The organism is Pseudomonas sp. MWU16-30317, assembly GCF_020515695.1.
Lineage (GTDB): Bacteria > Pseudomonadota > Gammaproteobacteria > Pseudomonadales > Pseudomonadaceae > Aquipseudomonas.
Genome location: NZ_JAIWJA010000010.1, coordinates 111,811 through 128,031 on the forward strand (window position 1 = coordinate 111,811; position 16,221 = coordinate 128,031).

At 62.0% G+C, this 16,221-nt stretch carries 17 protein-coding genes; 7 read left to right on the forward strand and 10 right to left on the reverse strand.

Annotated elements, in window-relative coordinates:
- Window positions 1–35 precede the first annotated feature (35 nt).
- Window positions 36–314, reverse strand: coding sequence for a hypothetical protein (locus LIX93_RS24130; RefSeq protein WP_226506583.1), 279 nt, complete (start codon window positions 312–314; stop codon window positions 36–38).
- Between the two features lie 157 nt (window positions 315–471).
- Between LIX93_RS24130 and LIX93_RS24135 the strand changes: the two genes are divergently transcribed.
- Window positions 472–1,515 carry a patatin-like phospholipase family protein gene (locus LIX93_RS24135; RefSeq protein ID WP_226506584.1) on the forward strand — a complete coding sequence of 348 codons (1,044 nt, stop codon included), beginning with the start codon at window positions 472–474 and terminating at the stop codon, window positions 1,513–1,515.
- Between the two features lie 63 nt (window positions 1,516–1,578).
- Here LIX93_RS24135 and LIX93_RS24140 read toward each other — a convergent pair whose 3' ends face one another.
- Entirely contained in the window at window positions 1,579–2,265 is a 687-nt protein-coding gene (locus LIX93_RS24140; RefSeq protein ID WP_226506585.1) for a response regulator, read from the reverse strand.
- 365 nt (window positions 2,266–2,630) lie between these two features.
- Between LIX93_RS24140 and LIX93_RS24145 the strand changes: the two genes are divergently transcribed.
- The 3 genes from LIX93_RS24145 (at window position 2,631) to LIX93_RS24155 (ending at window position 5,370) form a co-directional block, all read left to right on the forward strand.
- A complete protein-coding gene (locus LIX93_RS24145) occupies window positions 2,631–3,395 on the forward strand; it encodes a response regulator (protein ID WP_226506586.1) in 765 nt (254 codons plus the stop codon).
- Window positions 3,395–4,495, forward strand: a complete 1,101-nt coding sequence (locus tag LIX93_RS24150) for a HAMP domain-containing sensor histidine kinase (protein WP_226506587.1) — start codon at window positions 3,395–3,397, stop codon at window positions 4,493–4,495. The genes LIX93_RS24145 and LIX93_RS24150 overlap by 1 nt, the downstream gene beginning before the upstream one ends.
- Window positions 4,496–4,593: 98 nt before the next feature.
- Complete coding sequence (locus tag LIX93_RS24155) at window positions 4,594–5,370, forward strand: EF-hand domain-containing protein (RefSeq protein ID WP_226506588.1); 777 nt, start codon at window positions 4,594–4,596, stop codon at window positions 5,368–5,370.
- A 123-nt stretch (window positions 5,371–5,493) separates the two neighbouring features.
- Here the strand turns inward: LIX93_RS24155 and LIX93_RS24160 are convergent, their stop codons facing one another.
- The 7 genes from LIX93_RS24160 to LIX93_RS24190 form a co-directional block, all read right to left on the reverse strand.
- Window positions 5,494–6,534: an AI-2E family transporter gene (locus LIX93_RS24160; RefSeq protein WP_226506589.1), complete on the reverse strand. Its 1,041-nt coding sequence runs from the start codon at window positions 6,532–6,534 to the stop codon at window positions 5,494–5,496.
- A 45-nt stretch (window positions 6,535–6,579) separates the two neighbouring features.
- Window positions 6,580–7,380: a DUF4892 domain-containing protein gene (locus tag LIX93_RS24165; RefSeq protein WP_226506702.1), complete on the reverse strand. Its 801-nt coding sequence runs from the start codon at window positions 7,378–7,380 to the stop codon at window positions 6,580–6,582.
- Window positions 7,381–7,432: 52 nt separating this feature from the next.
- Window positions 7,433–8,284 carry an alpha/beta hydrolase gene (locus LIX93_RS24170; RefSeq protein ID WP_226506590.1) on the reverse strand — a complete coding sequence of 284 codons (852 nt, stop codon included), beginning with the start codon at window positions 8,282–8,284 and terminating at the stop codon, window positions 7,433–7,435.
- The gene (locus tag LIX93_RS24175) at window positions 8,281–9,099 is read right to left on the reverse strand and encodes an alpha/beta hydrolase (protein ID WP_226506591.1); all 819 of its coding nucleotides are present in this window, start codon (window positions 9,097–9,099) and stop codon (window positions 8,281–8,283) included. Before LIX93_RS24175 ends, LIX93_RS24170 begins: the two co-directional genes overlap by 4 nt.
- A 167-nt stretch (window positions 9,100–9,266) precedes the next feature.
- Window positions 9,267–9,710 (reverse strand): phosphohistidine phosphatase SixA, encoded by a 444-nt coding sequence (gene sixA, locus LIX93_RS24180; protein ID WP_226506592.1) that lies wholly within the window; start codon window positions 9,708–9,710, stop codon window positions 9,267–9,269.
- The gene (locus LIX93_RS24185; protein WP_226506593.1) at window positions 9,707–10,054 is read right to left on the reverse strand and encodes a DUF4389 domain-containing protein; all 348 of its coding nucleotides are present in this window, start codon (window positions 10,052–10,054) and stop codon (window positions 9,707–9,709) included. The genes sixA and LIX93_RS24185 overlap by 4 nt, the downstream gene beginning before the upstream one ends.
- 22 nt (window positions 10,055–10,076) lie before the next feature.
- On the reverse strand, window positions 10,077–11,102 hold the full coding sequence (locus LIX93_RS24190) for an NAD(P)H-dependent glycerol-3-phosphate dehydrogenase (RefSeq protein WP_226506594.1): 1,026 nt from the start codon (window positions 11,100–11,102) through the stop codon (window positions 10,077–10,079).
- Between the two features lie 296 nt (window positions 11,103–11,398).
- Here LIX93_RS24190 and LIX93_RS24195 point away from each other — a divergent pair, with 296 nt between their 5' ends.
- The 3 genes from LIX93_RS24195 to fabB all read left to right on the forward strand — a co-directional run bounded on the left by LIX93_RS24195 (window position 11,399) and on the right by fabB (window position 15,380).
- On the forward strand, window positions 11,399–13,324 hold the full coding sequence (locus LIX93_RS24195) for an ATP-binding protein (RefSeq protein ID WP_226506595.1): 1,926 nt from the start codon (window positions 11,399–11,401) through the stop codon (window positions 13,322–13,324).
- Window positions 13,325–13,632: 308 nt separating this feature from the next.
- Entirely contained in the window at window positions 13,633–14,148 is a 516-nt protein-coding gene (fabA, locus tag LIX93_RS24200) for a 3-hydroxyacyl-[acyl-carrier-protein] dehydratase FabA (RefSeq protein WP_226506596.1), read from the forward strand.
- Between the two features lie 11 nt (window positions 14,149–14,159).
- Window positions 14,160–15,380, forward strand: a complete 1,221-nt coding sequence (fabB, locus tag LIX93_RS24205; RefSeq protein WP_226506597.1) for a beta-ketoacyl-ACP synthase I — start codon at window positions 14,160–14,162, stop codon at window positions 15,378–15,380.
- Between the two features lie 81 nt (window positions 15,381–15,461).
- Here the strand turns inward: fabB and LIX93_RS24210 are convergent, their stop codons facing one another.
- Window positions 15,462–16,190, reverse strand: a complete 729-nt coding sequence (locus LIX93_RS24210; RefSeq protein WP_226506598.1) for a dienelactone hydrolase family protein — start codon at window positions 16,188–16,190, stop codon at window positions 15,462–15,464.
- Between the last annotated feature and the right edge of the window lie 31 nt (window positions 16,191–16,221).

Sequence of the window (16,221 nt, forward strand, 5' to 3'; positions counted from 1 at the left end):
CCGCCAGCCTGGCAGCAGGTACTTACTGCGGACGATCAACGCCCGGCGCGAGACTCACGAATGTAGAAGCGTGCCTTCTCGGCCTTGCTATCGCAACCCTCGAACGCTTCGACTTGCTGCTGGGTCTTGGCGCCAGTCAGCAGCCCCAGCGCCTTGGAGTAGCTCACTGTCCCGGCAAAACCTTCGGCCTTGGCCAGATCCAGCTCGTGCCAGGCGGCGTCCAGATTAGTGGCGCAACTATCGCGATAGGCTGTCTTGCCGGCGCAACCCGTCAGTACCAAAGCAAACAACGGCACACAGATCCAGGCTTTCATGGGTGACACCTCGAGAAAAAACATAGGGTAGTGCCCAATCAGACGTTTCACCTAGCGATAAGTGCCGTTCGTCCGCTCTTTTTAACCGGTATTTCATGCGCTGAAACAACCGATGCGTGGCATGCTGATGGCATTGCGACGACGACGGAATCGATCGATGAAAAAGCGAGTAGCATTGGTCCTCGGCTCTGGCGGTGCGCGCGGTTATGCGCACATTGGCGTGATCGAGGAAATCGAACGCAGGGGCTATGAAATTGCCTGCATTGCCGGATGCTCCATGGGCGCGGTGGTCGGTGGCATTTACGCCGCTGGCAAGCTCGATGAATACCGGCGTTGGATCGAGAGCCTGGACTACCTCGACGTACTGCGCCTGGTGGATGTCAGTTTCAAGCTGGGCGCCATACGTGGCGAGAAGGTATTCGGGCAGATTCGCAAGATCGTCGGCGAGGTCAATATCGAGGACCTGCGCATTCCTTACACCGCCGTCGCCACCGACCTGACCAACCAGCAGGAGATCTGGTTTCAGGAGGGCTGCCTGCACCAGGCCATGCGCGCTTCGGCGGCGATCCCGAGCTTGTTCACCCCAGTAGTCCAAGGCAATCGCACGCTGGTCGATGGCGGCTTGTTGAATCCGTTGCCGATCGTGCCGGTAGTGTCCAGCCACTGCGACCTGATCATCGCGGTCAACCTCAATTCCACAGCGCAGAATCATTACACGCTGCCGGTGATAGAGCGGCCGGCGGCGTTCCGTTTGCGCTTCGATCAGTTACTCAGCTCGCTGGGCTCGCATCTGCCATTCCGGCGCAAGCAGGCCGAACAACTGCTGCGCCTGGAGCAACAGACACTCAAGGCAGATGCCACCGTGCTGCCCAATCCATGGCTGGCCGAAACGGCCAATCCGGCCCTGCAACAAGCGGCCGCCGCGCCGCTGGCCGAAGCCGCGCCCAAGTCCGCGACCGGCTCGGTGATCATCGACAACGTCGGCCCGGCTTCCTTGCTAGACCTGATCAACCAGAGTTTCGAGGTGATGCAGACCTCGCTGGCGCAATACAAGATTGCGGGCTATCCGCCGGATGTACTGATCAACGTGCCAAAGCGGGTGTGTCGTTTTTTCGAGTTCTACAAGGCGCCGGAACTGATTGCCTTGGGGCGGGAAATCGCCAGCGATACGTTGGATAACTATGAAAGTGAAAAACACTGACAGGGTTTATTGACCGCGGCGTCTGACCGGGCCTCTGCTGACCAAGAGACCCTCGTATATCAACTAAAGCAACCGATACCCCACCCCTGGCTCGGTGACGATATAGCGTGGCGCGGTGGGGTCGTCGCCGAGCTTGTGGCGCAAATGGCCGACAACGATACGCAGATAGTGGCTATCCTCGGCGTGGCTCGGCCCCCAGATGTCCTTGAGCAACTGCTGCTGGGTGAGCACGCGGCCGGCGTGCTGAGCCAGCAACGCCAGCAGCGCGTACTCCTTGCGGGTCAGGGTGACTGCAAGGCCCGCCAGCGACACCTGCCGGGAGGCCAGATCGATACTCAACTCGCCCCGCGTCAGGATCGCCGCGCTGCTGACCGGCACCACGGCTGCCTGGCGCAACAACACCCGCACACGAGCGAGGAACTCCTGAATGCCAAAGGGCTTGCTCACGTAATCGTTGGCGCCGCCGTCCAGTGCCTCGACCTTGTCGCCCTCCCCGGCGCGCACCGACAGTACCAGCACCGGCACCGCCGACCATTGTCGCAGCTCGCGCAGCACCGCTTGGCCATCCATGTCAGGCAGCCCGAGATCCAACACTATCAGCGCCGGGCTGGCCAGCGCGGCCTGGGTCAGACCTTCCTCGCCGTTGGCGGCCTCGATCACCCTATAGCCTTGAGAGCTGAGGCTGATGCGCAGAAACTTGCGGATCTGTGGTTCGTCGTCGATGACCAGAATGGTGGGGGGCTGACTCATGGTTCAGGCATCTTCCAAATCGCCGGGCTGGCGCTGCAGCGGCAAGCATAAAGTGATGCAAGTGCCTTGACCATCAATGCTCTCGCCAACTTCGATGCTTAGCAGCGAAAGGCGTATCATCCCCCACCGTTTCGCCAGCCCTGTGAGGGATTGGGGTGAAGCTATTTGAAAAGTCGCAGAAAGCAGAAATGTATCTAGACTGATACATTCAGGAAATGCCCGGCATACTTATCCCCTGTACCGTCCGGCCACCGGACGCTGCAGTCGACAGATCGCCCGCTCTTTGCGACCTGCAACTGTCCTGCACACTACACCCCGCCGCCCGCCGTGAGGCCGGCAGCCCTACCAGGCAGATGACCGCAAGCATGCAGAACTCCCCGATCTCCTCCAGCGATGCCAGCAAAGCTTCCCTCGGTGAAGACGAAAAACGCTGGAACACTCGTGCGCTCATCGTTGACGACGACGTGCCGATTCGCGAGCTGCTGATCGACTACCTGGCCCGCTTCGGCATCCTCGGCTTCGGTGTCACCGATGGCGAGGGCATGCGCCAGGCGTTGCAGGAAGACGTTTTCGACGTCGTGGTGCTGGACCTGATGCTGCCCGGCGAAGACGGCTTGTCCCTGTGCCGCTGGCTGCGCGCCGAGTCGGACATTCCGATCCTCATGCTCACCGCGCGCTGCGAGCCGACCGACCGTATCATCGGCCTCGAACTGGGCGCCGACGATTACATGGCCAAGCCCTTCGAGCCTCGTGAACTGGTGGCGCGCATCCAGACCATCCTGCGCCGTGTGCGTGATGATCGCAGCGACCAACGCGGTAACGTGCGTTTCGATAACTGGCGCCTGAACAGCGTGCTGCGTCAGTTGATCTCCGCCGACGGCCTGGTGGTGCCGCTGTCCAATGCCGAATTTCGCCTGCTGTGGGTATTTCTCGAGCGACCGCGCCGGGTGTTGAGCCGCGAGCAGCTGCTGGATGCCGCCCGGGGCCGCTCGATCGAAGCCTTCGACCGCAGCATCGACCTGCTGGTCTCGCGCCTGCGGCAAAAACTCGGTGATGATCCAAAAGCGCCGCAGTTGATCAAGACCGTACGCGGCGAAGGCTACCTGTTCGATGCGAGAGAAATTGGCTGATGCGAGGCGATACGCTGTTCGCCAGGCTGTTCGGCGTCTCGCTCGGGGCGATCATCATCGCCCATTTGCTGGCATTTCTTTGGTTCCAGGCGTATGGCGGCCCACCACCGCCACCCCCGCCGCCGCACATGCAACCGAACGAGTCGTTTGTCGACAGCGCCAATGCCACAGCCGATGAAAAAATCGAGGCGTTCGAGCGTAACGAACATCTGCGCCCGCGTCCGCGGCCTTGGTGGGGCGGGCCGCTGGTGCCGTTCATATTCCAGTTCATCATTTTGATCATCGCCGCCTGGTACGGTGCCAAGTTGCTGGCACGCCCCATCCAGCGCTTCAGCGAAGCCGCCGAACGCCTGAGCGAAAACCTCGACGCCCCGGCGCTGGAAGAAACCGGCCCCCGCGAAGCGCGCCGCGCCGCCAGCACCTTCAACGTGATGCAACGGCGTATTCGCGAACAGGTGCAGCAGCGATCACGCATGCTGGGCGCGGTGTCCCACGACCTGCGCACGCCGCTGTCACGGCTCAAGCTGCGCCTGGAGCAGATCGACAACGAGAAACTTCAGGGCCAGATGCGTCAGGATCTGGACGACATGATCGGCATGCTCGACTCGACCCTCACCTACCTGCACGAACAGCGCACCAGCGAGGCCCTGCAGCGCTACGACCTGCAGGCGCTGGTGGAATCGCTCTGCGAGAACGCTGAAGACAACGGCGCCCTGGTCGAGGCCCGCGGCCAGTGTGCGCCACTGCAGACGCAACCCATGGCGCTGCGTTCGTGCCTGAGCAATCTGTTGGATAACGCCCTGCGCTACGCCGGTGCGACCCAGATCGAGATCACCGATGGCGCCACCCAGGTGGTGGTGCGGGTGATCGATCACGGCCCCGGTATCAGCGCCGACAAGCGCGAAGCGGTGTTCGAGCCGTTCTTCCGCCTTGAAGGCTCGCGCAATCGCAATTCCGGCGGCGTGGGCCTGGGCATGACCATCGCCAAGGAAGCCGCTCATCGCCTGGGCGGCAGCCTGAGCCTGGAGGAAACACCCGGCGGAGGCCTCACGGCCGTGGTTCGCCTGCCTCGCGGCGAGCATGCGGTGCTCAGGACCTAGCGGCGCCGATACAATCGCCACACACGCTGGACATACTTTGTTGCAATTCTCCATGAGCCGGTGGACCGTCACCGGCCCAACACAGGGGAGCATGCCCAATGATCAGTGGCATCAGCAGTTCTTCGAGCTATTACAGCTCACTCAGCAGCACGAATAGCACAACCAGCACCACCAGCGCAGCCGCCGCAAAGAAATTCCAGGAGCAGCTGTTTGCCAGCCTGGACACCGACGGCGACGGCTCGGTCAGCAGCACCGAGCTGAGCACTGCGCTGTCCAGCAGCGAAAGCAGCGGCGACAAGGGCCTGAGCGGTATTCTGGTGAGTTTGAGCCAGAACTTCAGCAAGCTCGACGGCGACTCCAGCAGCGGCTTGAGCCTGGACGAGTTGGAGGCCGGCACCCAGCCACCGACTGACGGCCCTGGCGACAGCCAGATGGTCGACGACCTGCTCGCCTCTCTGGACAGCGATGGCGACGGCTCGGTCAGCAGCGACGAGTTGAGCACTGCCCTGAGCAGCGCTGGCAGCAGCACCGACAGCAGCCAGGTGTTTTCGGCGCTGGATACCAACAAGGACGGCACGATCAGCGCCGACGAGTTGGCCGCTGCCATGACTCCTCCACCACCGCCACCTGCCCAGAACGCCAGCTCCACGTCCAGCGACGCCTTGTTCAGCGCCCTCGACAGCGACGGCAACGGCAGCATCTCGGCCTCCGAGTTGAGCAGCGCGATGAGCAGCGACAGTTCCAGCAGCTCTGACACCAGCAGCAGCCAGAGCGAAACGTCTGCAGCGCTTAGCAAACTCATCGCCAGCATCAATCGCGAGTATCAGCTGGATAACAGCCAGACTGTGGGCAGCCAGTTGAGCGCTTCTGCGTAAAGCTTGCGATTACTCCCCTGTGGGAGCGGACTCTGCCCGCGAAGACGCCATAACTGACGCACTGCGTATTCAGGAACGGCCCTTTCGCGGGCAGCGCTCGATCTCATAGGGGTTCAGCGTGGATCAAACCGCCTTGTTCGTACGGGTCCAGTCCATCAGCAGGCTGTAAGCCACCGCCAGCAGTGTCGGACCGATGAACAGGCCGATAAAGCCGAACGCCAGCAACCCGCCGAATACCCCCAGCAGCACGATCACCAACGGAAGATCACCGCCTCGGCTGATCAGATAAGGCTTGAGCACGTTATCGACGCCACTGATGACGAACGTCCCGTAGACCCCGAGAAAGATCGCCATGCCGTAGTCACCCTTCCACGCCAGCCATAGCGTCGCGGGTACCCACGCCAACGGCGGCCCCATGGGGATCAGGCTGAGCATGAAGGTGACGATCCCCAACACCAATGCGCCCGGCACACCGGCAATCAGAAAGCCGATCAACGCCAGCAGCGCCTGCGCAGCCGCCGTACCGATCACACCATTGACCACCCGCTGAACCGTCCCGGCCACCAACTCGAGGTAGTAACCGGCGCGCTCGCCAATCAGGCGTTCCAGCAAGCGCAGCACAAAGGCCTCGACTCGCGGCCCGTCACGGTAGAAGAAGAACACGAACACCAGGCTCAGGGTCAATTCGAGCAAGCCGCCACCCACTTGCGCACTGCGCGCCAGCAACCAATTGCCGACCTGACCGAAGTACGGCTTGGCGCTTTGCAGCAAGGCCGCGCCCTGGTGGTCGAGGCTTTCCCAGGTTTGTAGCAAGCGCGGGCCTACCAGTGGCAGATTACCCAGCCATTGCGGCGCCGCCGGCAGACCATCGACCTGAACGTCACGAATAAAAGCCGTGGCATCGCGTACATGGTCGACCAGGTTGAACCCCAGCCACACCAGCGGCAGGATCACCAGCAGCATCCAGCCGCACGTCAGAATCGCTGCCGCCAACGTTTCCCGCCCACCCAGCCAGCGGGTCAGCAGGCGCATCAACGGCCAGCTGGCATAGGCGAGGATCGCTCCCCACAACAGTGCCGAAGCGAACGGCATCATCACCCATAGGCATGCCCCTAGCAGCGCGAGCAGCAGAATCTGGACCAATAGACGGTCGGTATTGAGCATTGCGGGTTCCATCCAGGAAAAAGTGTTACGACTGCAGCCACAGGCTCAGCGAATCAGTGTGATGTGCAGCCCGGGTTGTTCCAGGGTGCCCAGTTGGAGGCGGGATTCCCGTACCCCGGCAGCGACCAGTGCCGTTTGCCAGGCCGCAGCCCCCTGCCCGGCCAATGTGACCCGCAGACTGCTGTCCAGGTTCAGGGCGCGGCTCAATAAGGTCACCCAAGGTGCGGCCGGCGCAGAGGCCAGGGCGGGGTAATCGAGCATACCGGTCGTGCGCAGCGCGTTCAGCACGGTGGCGGGGTTAGGCAAGACTTCGCCCAGCGGCGCATCGGCGGTGAACTGTTCGACGTGCATCGATACAAGCCGGTTGGTGCGGGTGACGGAATAGACTGCCAGCAGGGTATCGGCATCGGGTGAAGCCAGACGCAGGAGGAAAAATCTTTGCTGATCGTCGGCACCGAGCAGCTTGGCGTTGCTGAAGATCTCGTTGGCCCACAGGCTGCTTTCACCGCATTCTCGCGCCTCGCACAAGAACAGCAACTGGGTGCCCGGGGTCTGCAAGCTTTGCCGAGCGGCGGCAAACGCCTCCTTGGCATTGCGCTCGGGGGGCAGTTCATAGGTCACCGAACTTACCTGGCCGCGGGCGTTGATCTGCGACTCCATGCGCAGCTGCCCGCTGATCTTGCGTAATGCGCCCAAGGGGTAGATACGTTCCTGCTCGGTCACTGGGCGTTCATCGATGGGCGTGGCATCGACCTCGTGTACCCGAGCGCCAACGTCGACGGCCCAGGCAGCTGGCACGGCCAGCGATGAAAGCAACAGCGCAAGGCTGGCCAGGTGAGGCTTTATCATGGTTGTCTCCATTTCAACCCGCCAAGCCTCGGCAGTTCACTGGTGCAAGTCAAGGAACGGCGAAGAATCTATTGATACAGTCTGCGACAAGATCGGCGCCGGCCTCATCATTGAGGTGCAAGTGGTGGCCGCCTGGCAGGAATACCGGGGCCCACGGCAGGCGCCCGAGCAGCTCGGTCTCCTGTGCCAAGCGCCCGTCCTGGGCGATGATCAACTGGGCCGGGCACTCGATGGCACGGGCGAATGCCAATGCCTGCTCCTCACTCAGGCGCACCGGCGAACTGAGCATCAGGCGCGAATCGCTACGCCAGGTGAAGCCGCCCGGCACTGGCATCAGGCTGCGCTCGCCCAGTAGTTCGGAGGCCTCTCGCGATACCGCGACGTGGCCTTTCATCCGCGCTTCGATGGCCCGCTCCAGCGTCGGATGTACAGTCTTGCGCTTGCGTCCGAGCGCCAACTGCTCGCGCAGTGCCAGGCCCATGCGCGCCACCGGATCATGGGGCAGCGGATTGGGCGGCACGATACCGTCGATCAGCACCACCCGCTCGATGCGCTCCGGCACGGCGCCAGCGACGAGTGTCGCAACGATCGCGCCGAGTGAATGCCCGAGCAAGGCAAAGCGCTCCCAGCCCAGTTGTTCGGCAGCCTGCAGCACGTCGTGGGCATAATCCCAGAGGGCATAGCTGGCACCCGCCGGACGATGATCGGAAAACCCGTGCCCGGCCATGTCCAGCGCCACGATGCGCAGCCCGTGCAGGCGTGGTGCCAGGCGCGCGAAACTGTTGGCGTTGTCGAGCCAGCCATGCAGGGCCAGCACCGGCTGGCCGTCTTCGGGCCCGAACGCATGAGCGGCCAATTCGATATGCGGCAAGGTCAATCTCAACTCTTGCACGGCCTTCATAGACAAGACTCCTGATGACGGATTGACGCTGACGCCTGCCAGCGGGTAATAACCTCACGGATCAGCTCGGCCGTTTGCAGCGGCCGCTCAAGGGGAAACATGTGCCCACCGGGTACGCCATGAAACTCCCCTTGGGCCAGTCGCTGAGCCGCTCGCGCATGATGACGCAGCACCACCTGGCTTTGCACCCCGCCCACCAATGCCAGCGGCACTTGCAACTGCTGCAGGCGCACGGGGTGCAGATGAGGGACGCTGCGATAGATGCTGATTTCCGTGGCTGGATCGAAGCGTAGCCGCAACCCCTGCCCCTCGACTCGCAAACCGTGCTGCAGATAGGCCTCAAGGCATTGCGCATCGAAATGGCGAAACAGCGCCTTGCCCGCGAAATACTCACGGGCGCAAGCCAGGTCGGCGAACTCCTCGCGCCGTCCCAAGGTGCGCCCGGCAGGCGTCAAACGGTCGATCAGACCCAAGCGCTTGGCGGCGCGAATCACCCATTGGTCGCGCGTGGTGAGCAGCGGCGAATCGAGCATGATCACGCCCCGATACAGGTCTGGGCGCCGCAGCGCGGCATGGAGTTGCAGCACTCCGCCCAGAGAATGTCCCACGCCCCAGATGGGCTCGGGCTGGGCCTCGAGGTGCAGGATCAACTCGTCTACCAGGCTGGTCCAGTTGTCGTCCACCGGAAAGCGCGGATCGTGGGCGTGCATGGGAAGGTGGACAACCGTGAATTGCGCTGACAGAGCAGCAAACAGCTTGCCGTAGGTCGCAGAGGGGAAACCATTGGCGTGGGCGAAGAACAGGAGCTGCGGCATACGATCAATCGTCCGGAACAAAAACTTCAAAGGCAGGAGCGCACGCATGGATTGTCCGCAGCAAGTCGCAGATGGGCAATGCCCGGAAACGCCATCGCCAACGGCGTTCCGGTCAGTCGCCAAGGCGCGCGGCTACGCCAGTTCGGGCACAGCGGCTGCGGCGAGGGTCAAGCGTGCCGCAGGCTCTTGAGCGTCATCAACCCGGCCAACGGCCACTCGCCGTCCAGCTCTGCCAGGCTGGCGGTACCCATGTGATGTTCATGGTTGTCCAGCAGCCCGAGCAAGGTGCTGACCAGGGGTTGATGGCTGACCAGCAGGATGTTTTCCAGCTTTATCGCCTCCAACTGAGTGATGACTGCACTCGGCGACTGATCAGGTGTCAGCCACGCCACTGTCCTGATGGGTTCGCCATGACCGAGTGCGTCGCGGACCAACTTCGCCGTCTGCTGCGCCCGAACATAGGGGCTGGCATAGATAGCGTCCAGCGCCAGCCCTTGCAGATGCGCTGCGCTGCGCAGCACCTCTGCGCGCCCCGCCTCGGTCAGCTCTCGCTCGGCATCGGTCGGCGCCTGATGGTGCGCCTCACCATGGCGCAGTACCCATAGCTTCATAGCTTGGGGTCCTCGTCGCGCACCGGATGCGCGGCGGGCGGCACGCTGTGGGGAGCTTCGCCTTCCGGTGGGCGCGACGCCGGCCAGTCGCTGAACGGCCAAGGCTTTTGCTCGGTATGAAAACTGCCGAAACGGCCGATCTGCGCCAGGTACTGGCTCAGGCTGTCGCCGAAGTTCATCAGCCCGGCGTTCGGCGCGCTGTAGATCAGACGGTAGATCAGTTGTACCAACACCAGCGCGCCGAGCAGAAACTGCGCGACCTGCCAGACGAGGACGAACACCAGCATCCAGACGATGCGCAGAATGATCGATTCATGGGTCGAGGGTGGACGGGGAGCATTCATGGCGCAGTACCTTGGCGAGCAATCAATTGAAACCGCTGATCGAGATGAAATCGACATCGGTCTTGGGTTCGGCATGCATCAGCACTTCGATGACCTGCTTCAAGGTACGACCCTCGAACAGAATCGCGTGTAGCCCGGCGACCAGTGGCATATAGACCTGCGCCTCCTGCGCCTTGGCTTTCAGCACCTTGAGGGTGTTGACGCCCTCCGCTACTTCGCCCAGGCGGCTGACCGCCTCTTCCAGGCTGAGGCCTTCGCCCAAGGCAAAACCGACCTGATAGTTACGGCTCTTGGGCGACGAGCAGGTGACGATCAGGTCGCCGACGCCGGCGAGCCCGAGGAAGGTCATGGGGTTGGCGCCCTGGCTGACGGCAAAGCGGGTCATCTCCGCCAGGGCACGGGTGATCAGCATGCTCTTGGTGTTCTCGCCCATGCCTAGCGCCACGGCCATGCCGGCGATAATCGCGTACACGTTCTTGAGCGCGCCGCCGAGCTCGACGCCAAAGCGATCGGTGCTTGCATACACCCGAAACGTCGGGCCGTGCAGCGCCTGCTGGACGCTCTGGCAGAGCTGCTCGTCGGCGCTGGCGATGACGGTGGCGGTCAGGGCGTGCTCGGCCACTTCACGGGCCAGGTTCGGCCCGGAGAGCACACCGATACGCGCTCGCGGAGCGATCTCCTCGAGGATCTCGCTCATCAGTTTGAACGACTGGGCCTCGATGCCCTTGGTCAGACTGACCATCATCTTGCCCGCCAGCAGCGCCTCGTGGTCGGCCAATACCGCACGCAGGGCGCTGGACGGCAGGGCCACGAAAATCAGCGGCGCCGCTTCGAGCGTGGCCAGCAGGTCGGTGACCGGCTCCACGCCTGGATGCACCTTGATGCCCTTGAGGTAGCGTGGATTCTCCCGCTGCTCGCGCATGGCACGGGCCTGCTCGGGGTCGCGCATCCACTGCAGCACGCGATGACCATTCTCGGCCAGCAGATTGGCGGCGGCGGTCCCGAAACTGCCACCGCCTAGCACTGCCACAGGCTGTTTATCAGTCATATTCAATCCGTTAGCGGGTTACAGTGACAAAGGTCGCATTATACGGGGCGGTGTCGGCACCACCAGTCCTTCGGCGTGCGGTCGCGCACACGCTATGGGGTAGGACAGCGCCAGCGACGCGGTTCTCCGTCGAGAATGCATGTATGTGACTGAAAATGTCGTAACAGTCAGTTACCATGCTTCATAAATCTTTGTGGACACACTGCTGTCGTGCAATCCCACCCCCTTCATTCCCCTCGTTCATCGAGCGTCCCTGGCGTCGATCCCGTTGTCGTGGGCGTTGATCGGAGGCGCCGGTGAAGCTGCGGCGCAAGTGGGATATCCATACCCGCACCCAGCTGATCAGCCTGGGCCCGGCGATCTTGCTGACGCTGCTGTTGATCTGTTTTTTCACCTTCGTCCGCATCCAGGACCTGCGCCAGGAACTCAACCACACCGGCCAGTTGATCGCCAACCAGTTGGCCCCCGCCTCCGAATACGGCGTAGTGACGGGTAACACTGACGTGCTTGAAGCACTGATGAACGCCACCCTGGCGATTCCCCATGTGCGTTTCCTGGAAATCCAGAATGCTCAGGACCGCATCCTCGCCTACGTCGAGCAGCCCAGCGAAGGCGACACGCCGTCCCGACGCATCGAGGTGTTCCAGGCTCCCATTCGCCAGCAGCGCAACGCTCTCAAGGACGCCACCGAGCGCGGCGTGCCACCCAGCGAGATCAGCGGCGAACTGCCCGAGTATCTGGGTCGAGTGATTGTCGGCATGTCGGATGACGCGTTCAGCCAGCGCCAGCAGGAGATCGTCCTCAAGGCCGGTGTGCTGGCGCTGTTCGCCTTGATTCTGACTTTCCTGCTGGCCCGGCGCCTGTCCCGCGACCTGTCACAACCGATCAGCGACATGAGCGCCGCCGTCACTGCCATTCGCGAGGGCGACTTCCAGGCCGTACTGCCGGTACCCCCTGGCGATACCGAGCTGGGCGAACTGGCGCGCCACCTCAACGAACTGGCCACCGGGCTGCAGCAAGCCAGCCACGAGCAGCGCGTGGCCATGGACGAACTCATCCATACCCGCGAAGAAGCAGAACGCGCCAACAGCGCCAAATCGGAATTCCTGGCGATGATGAGCCACGAATTGCGCACACCCATGAACGGCGTGCTGGGCATGCTGCAGTTGCTCGAAACCACACAGATGACCGACGAGCAGAAGGAATATGCCGCGCTGGCGACTCAATCGACCGAACACTTACTCAAGGTCATCAACGACATTCTCGATTTCTCGCGTATCGAGCGCGCCAACCTGGAACTGGAACACATCGCTTTCGACTTGCCGCAACTGATCGAACTGATTGCCCAGCCCTTCCGCCTCGATGCCGAGCAGCGCGGGCTGCGCCTGGAGCTGGAAATCGGTGCAGCGTTGCGTGGCGTGCACGTCGCCGGCGACCCGACGCGCATCCGGCAGATACTGGTCAACCTGATCGGCAACGCGTTGAAGTTCACCGAGGCGGGCCATGTGCGTATCGAAGTCTCCAGCCAGGCGTTGGACCACGACCTGATCTGGCTGACCTGTACGGTGAGCGACACTGGCATCGGTATCAGCGCGCAGAACCTCGAATCGATGTTCGTCGCCTTCCGCCAGGCCGACAGTTCGATTTCCCGGCGCTACGGCGGCACCGGCCTGGGCCTGCCGATCGCGCGCAACCTGGCCGAGCGCATGGGCGGCACCCTGCATGCCGACAGCGAGGTCGGCCAGGGATCCACCTTTACCCTGGAACTGCCGCTGGCATTGAGCAACCCGCCGCTGGTGGTTAGCCTGCCAGCGCCCGCACGATCGAGTCCCAACGATGGCACCAAGACCATCGGGACCGGCCTGCACGTGCTGCTGGTGGAAGACAATCCGGTCAACCAGACCGTTATCGAAGCCATGCTGCGCAGCCTGGGCTTCACCGTCAGCGTGGTCGGCGATGGCGCCCAGGCAGTGACGGAAGTATCGCGTTTGCGCTTCGATGCGGTACTGATGGATTGTCGTCTGCCGGTCATCGACGGATACGAAGCCACACGCAGAATTCGTCTGCTAACGTTGCATAACGACGTTCCTGTCATTGCACTCACCGCCAACGCGCTGCATGGCGATCGGGAAGCCTGTATCGACGCCGGGATGAACGATTACCTGGCCAAACCGTTCAAACGCAGCGATCTGTTGCTGATCCTGCAGCGCTGGATATCCTGAAACGCGTCATTACCGCCTTGGGCGAGCCCTTCTGCGCCCTGCTACGCAGACACATCGGCGGGCATTAGCGCTAAACGGCTGCCACCAGGTGACGAAAATGTTAGAGTACGGGAGTCTTTGACATTTACTTGGACCAAAAAAAACGTCCGAAAAACCATTTCAGTGCACACCTGTACATTCGTATACTCTGTGCTGTGACTTTCATCATTACGCAATAGTCTATGTACAGGCTGCCGACTCGGCCTTCATCCAACGGGTCGATCGGGAAGATTTGCCCCCTGCCAGGCAGGGACTATTGAGGAGCTCGCATGACCAAACAAAACGCCTTTACCCGGGAAGACCTGCTGCGCTGCAGTCGCGGTGAGCTGTTCGGCCAAGGTAATGCGCAACTGCCCGCCGGCAACATGCTGATGGTGGATCGCATCACTCATATCAGCGAAGAAGGCGGTGCATACGGCAAAGGTGAATTGGTCGCCGAGCTGGATATCAACCCGGACCTGTGGTTCTTCGCCTGCCATTTCGAAGGCGACCCGGTAATGCCGGGCTGCCTGGGCCTCGACGCCATGTGGCAGTTGGTCGGCTTCTTCCTCGGCTGGCAGGGTTTGCCTGGTCGCGGTCGCGCACTGGGCTCGGGCGAAGTGAAATTCACCGGTCAGGTACTGCCGACCGCCAAGAAGGTCACGTACAACATCCAGATCAAGCGTGTCATGAAGGGCAAGCTGAACCTGGCAATCGCCGATGGTACTGTCAGCGTTGACGGTAAGCAGATCTACACCGCCGAAGGCCTTCGGGTCGGCGTGTTCACATCCACCGAAAATTTCTAAGGGTTATCCGCATGCGCCGCGTCGTTATCACTGGTCTGGGCATTGTTTCCTGCTTGGGCAATGACAAAGACACCGTCTCCGCAAACCTGCGGGCGAGCCGCCCTGGCATCCGATTCAACCCGGAATATGCCGAAATGGGTTTGCGCAGCCAGGTTTCCGGCTCCATCGACCTCAACCTCGAAGAGCTGATCGACCGTAAAGTCTTCCGCTTCGTCGGCCACGCCGCCGCATACGCGTACCTTGCCATGGCCGATGCCATCAAGGACTCGGGCCTGACGGAAGAGATGGTCTCCAACCCCCGCACCGGCCTCATCGCCGGCTCCGGCGGCGCGTCGACCCTCAACCAGATGGAAGCGCTGGACATCCTGCGCGAAAAAGGCGTCAAGCGCGTCGGCCCGTACCGCGTTACCCGCACCATGAGCAGCACGGTGTCGGCTTGCCTGGCTACCCCCTTCAAGATCAAGGGTCTGAACTACTCGATCGCTTCGGCCTGCGCCACCAGCGCTCACTGCATCGGCACCGCCATGGAGCAGATTCAGATGGGCAAGCAGGACATCGTCTTTGCCGGCGGCGGTGAAGAAGAGCATTGGAGCCAGTCGTTCCTGTTCGACGCAATGGGCGCGTTGTCCAGCAAGCGCAACGACACCCCGGAGAAAGCCTCCCGCGCCTATGACAACGACCGTGACGGTTTCGTCATCGCCGGTGGTGGCGGCATGGTGGTGGTCGAAGAGCTCGAACACGCCCTCGCCCGCGGCGCCAAGATCTACGCTGAAATCGTCGGCTACGGCGCCACTTCCGATGGCTACGACATGGTCGCACCGAGCGGCGAAGGCGCCATCCGCTGCATGCAGATGGCAATGTCTACCGTCGACGCACCAATCGACTACCTGAACACCCACGGCACCTCGACTCCGGTCGGCGACGTCGCGGAGATCAAAGGTGTACGTGAGGTGTTCGCTGGCAAGGCACCTGCCATCAGCTCTACCAAGAGCCTGTCGGGTCACTCCTTGGGCGCTGCGGGCGTGCATGAGGCGATCTACTGCATGCTGATGATGGAAGGCAACTTCATTGCAGGTTCGGCCAACATCGACGAGCTGGATCCAGCGGTCGCCGATCTGCCGATCCAGACGGTGACCAAGGAAAACGTCGAGCTCAACACCGTGATGAGCAACAGCTTCGGCTTCGGCGGCACCAACGCTACCCTGGTACTGCAACGCTGGCAGGGCAAGTAAGGTTCGACCTTGCTTAACAAGAAAGGCGCCGAAAGGCGCCTTTTTTGTTTTTGCTTTGAGCTGTGGTGAGGCAAGCGCGGATCAGTCCTGGAACACTTCATCCAACAGGTAGTGCATCGAGGCGAACGCACGATCGGCGACCGTCTTGTTGTACATCTGCACGCCAGGATTGTTGGCTTCGGTATCGGTGAACGAGTGATACGCGCCGCCGAAACTGGTCAGGGTCCAATCCACACCAGCGTCGTTCATTTCCTTCTCGAATGCTGGCAGTTGCTCCTTGGGAACCAGCGGGTCACTGGCGCCATGCAACACCAGGACCTTGCCCTTGATGTTCTTGCCATCAGCCGGATTCGGCGTATCCAGAGTACCGTGGAACGACACTGCCGCCTTCAATGGCGCACCGGTGCGGGCCAACTCCAATGCACAGCAACCGCCGAAGCAGAAACCGAAAGCCGCCAGCTTGGCACTGTTGACGCTGGCTACGGTCTGGCTTTGCAACTGATCCAGCGCCGCTTGCATACGCTTGTTCAGCAGTGCACGATCATTCTTCAACGGTGTCATCGCCGCTGCAGCCTGATCGCCATTCTGTGGACGCACCGCCTGCCCATAGAGGTCAGCCAGCAGCACTACGTAGCCTTTGGAAGCCACGGACTGGGCGATACGCTCAGCGCCTTCGCTGACGCCCATCCAGTTGGGGGCCATCACCAGCCCAGGACGTGGGGAAACGACATCTGCGTCATACACCAGACGGCTTTCGTAATCGATGCCATCGATCTGATAGACAACGGATTGAACAGTGACTGCGCTCATGGATTTATTCCCCAATTGAAGTCTTGACGAC

Coding starts and splice junctions, on each gene's coding strand:
- LIX93_RS24130 (WP_226506583.1), bottom strand. CDS start 314: ATGAAAGCCTGGATCTGTGTGCCGTTGTTTGCTTTGGTACTGACGGGT.
- LIX93_RS24135 (WP_226506584.1), top strand. CDS start 472: ATGAAAAAGCGAGTAGCATTGGTCCTCGGCTCTGGCGGTGCGCGCGGT.
- LIX93_RS24140 (WP_226506585.1), bottom strand. CDS start 2,265: ATGAGTCAGCCCCCCACCATTCTGGTCATCGACGACGAACCACAGATC.
- LIX93_RS24145 (WP_226506586.1), top strand. CDS start 2,631: ATGCAGAACTCCCCGATCTCCTCCAGCGATGCCAGCAAAGCTTCCCTC.
- LIX93_RS24150 (WP_226506587.1), top strand. CDS start 3,395: ATGCGAGGCGATACGCTGTTCGCCAGGCTGTTCGGCGTCTCGCTCGGG.
- LIX93_RS24155 (WP_226506588.1), top strand. CDS start 4,594: ATGATCAGTGGCATCAGCAGTTCTTCGAGCTATTACAGCTCACTCAGC.
- LIX93_RS24160 (WP_226506589.1), bottom strand. CDS start 6,534: ATGCTCAATACCGACCGTCTATTGGTCCAGATTCTGCTGCTCGCGCTG.
- LIX93_RS24170 (WP_226506590.1), bottom strand. CDS start 8,284: ATGAAGGCCGTGCAAGAGTTGAGATTGACCTTGCCGCATATCGAATTG.
- LIX93_RS24175 (WP_226506591.1), bottom strand. CDS start 9,099: ATGCCGCAGCTCCTGTTCTTCGCCCACGCCAATGGTTTCCCCTCTGCG.
- sixA (WP_226506592.1), bottom strand. CDS start 9,710: ATGAAGCTATGGGTACTGCGCCATGGTGAGGCGCACCATCAGGCGCCG.
- LIX93_RS24185 (WP_226506593.1), bottom strand. CDS start 10,054: ATGAATGCTCCCCGTCCACCCTCGACCCATGAATCGATCATTCTGCGC.
- LIX93_RS24190 (WP_226506594.1), bottom strand. CDS start 11,102: ATGACTGATAAACAGCCTGTGGCAGTGCTAGGCGGTGGCAGTTTCGGG.
- fabA (WP_226506596.1), top strand. CDS start 13,633: ATGACCAAACAAAACGCCTTTACCCGGGAAGACCTGCTGCGCTGCAGT.
- fabB (WP_226506597.1), top strand. CDS start 14,160: ATGCGCCGCGTCGTTATCACTGGTCTGGGCATTGTTTCCTGCTTGGGC.
- LIX93_RS24210 (WP_226506598.1), bottom strand. CDS start 16,190: ATGAGCGCAGTCACTGTTCAATCCGTTGTCTATCAGATCGATGGCATC.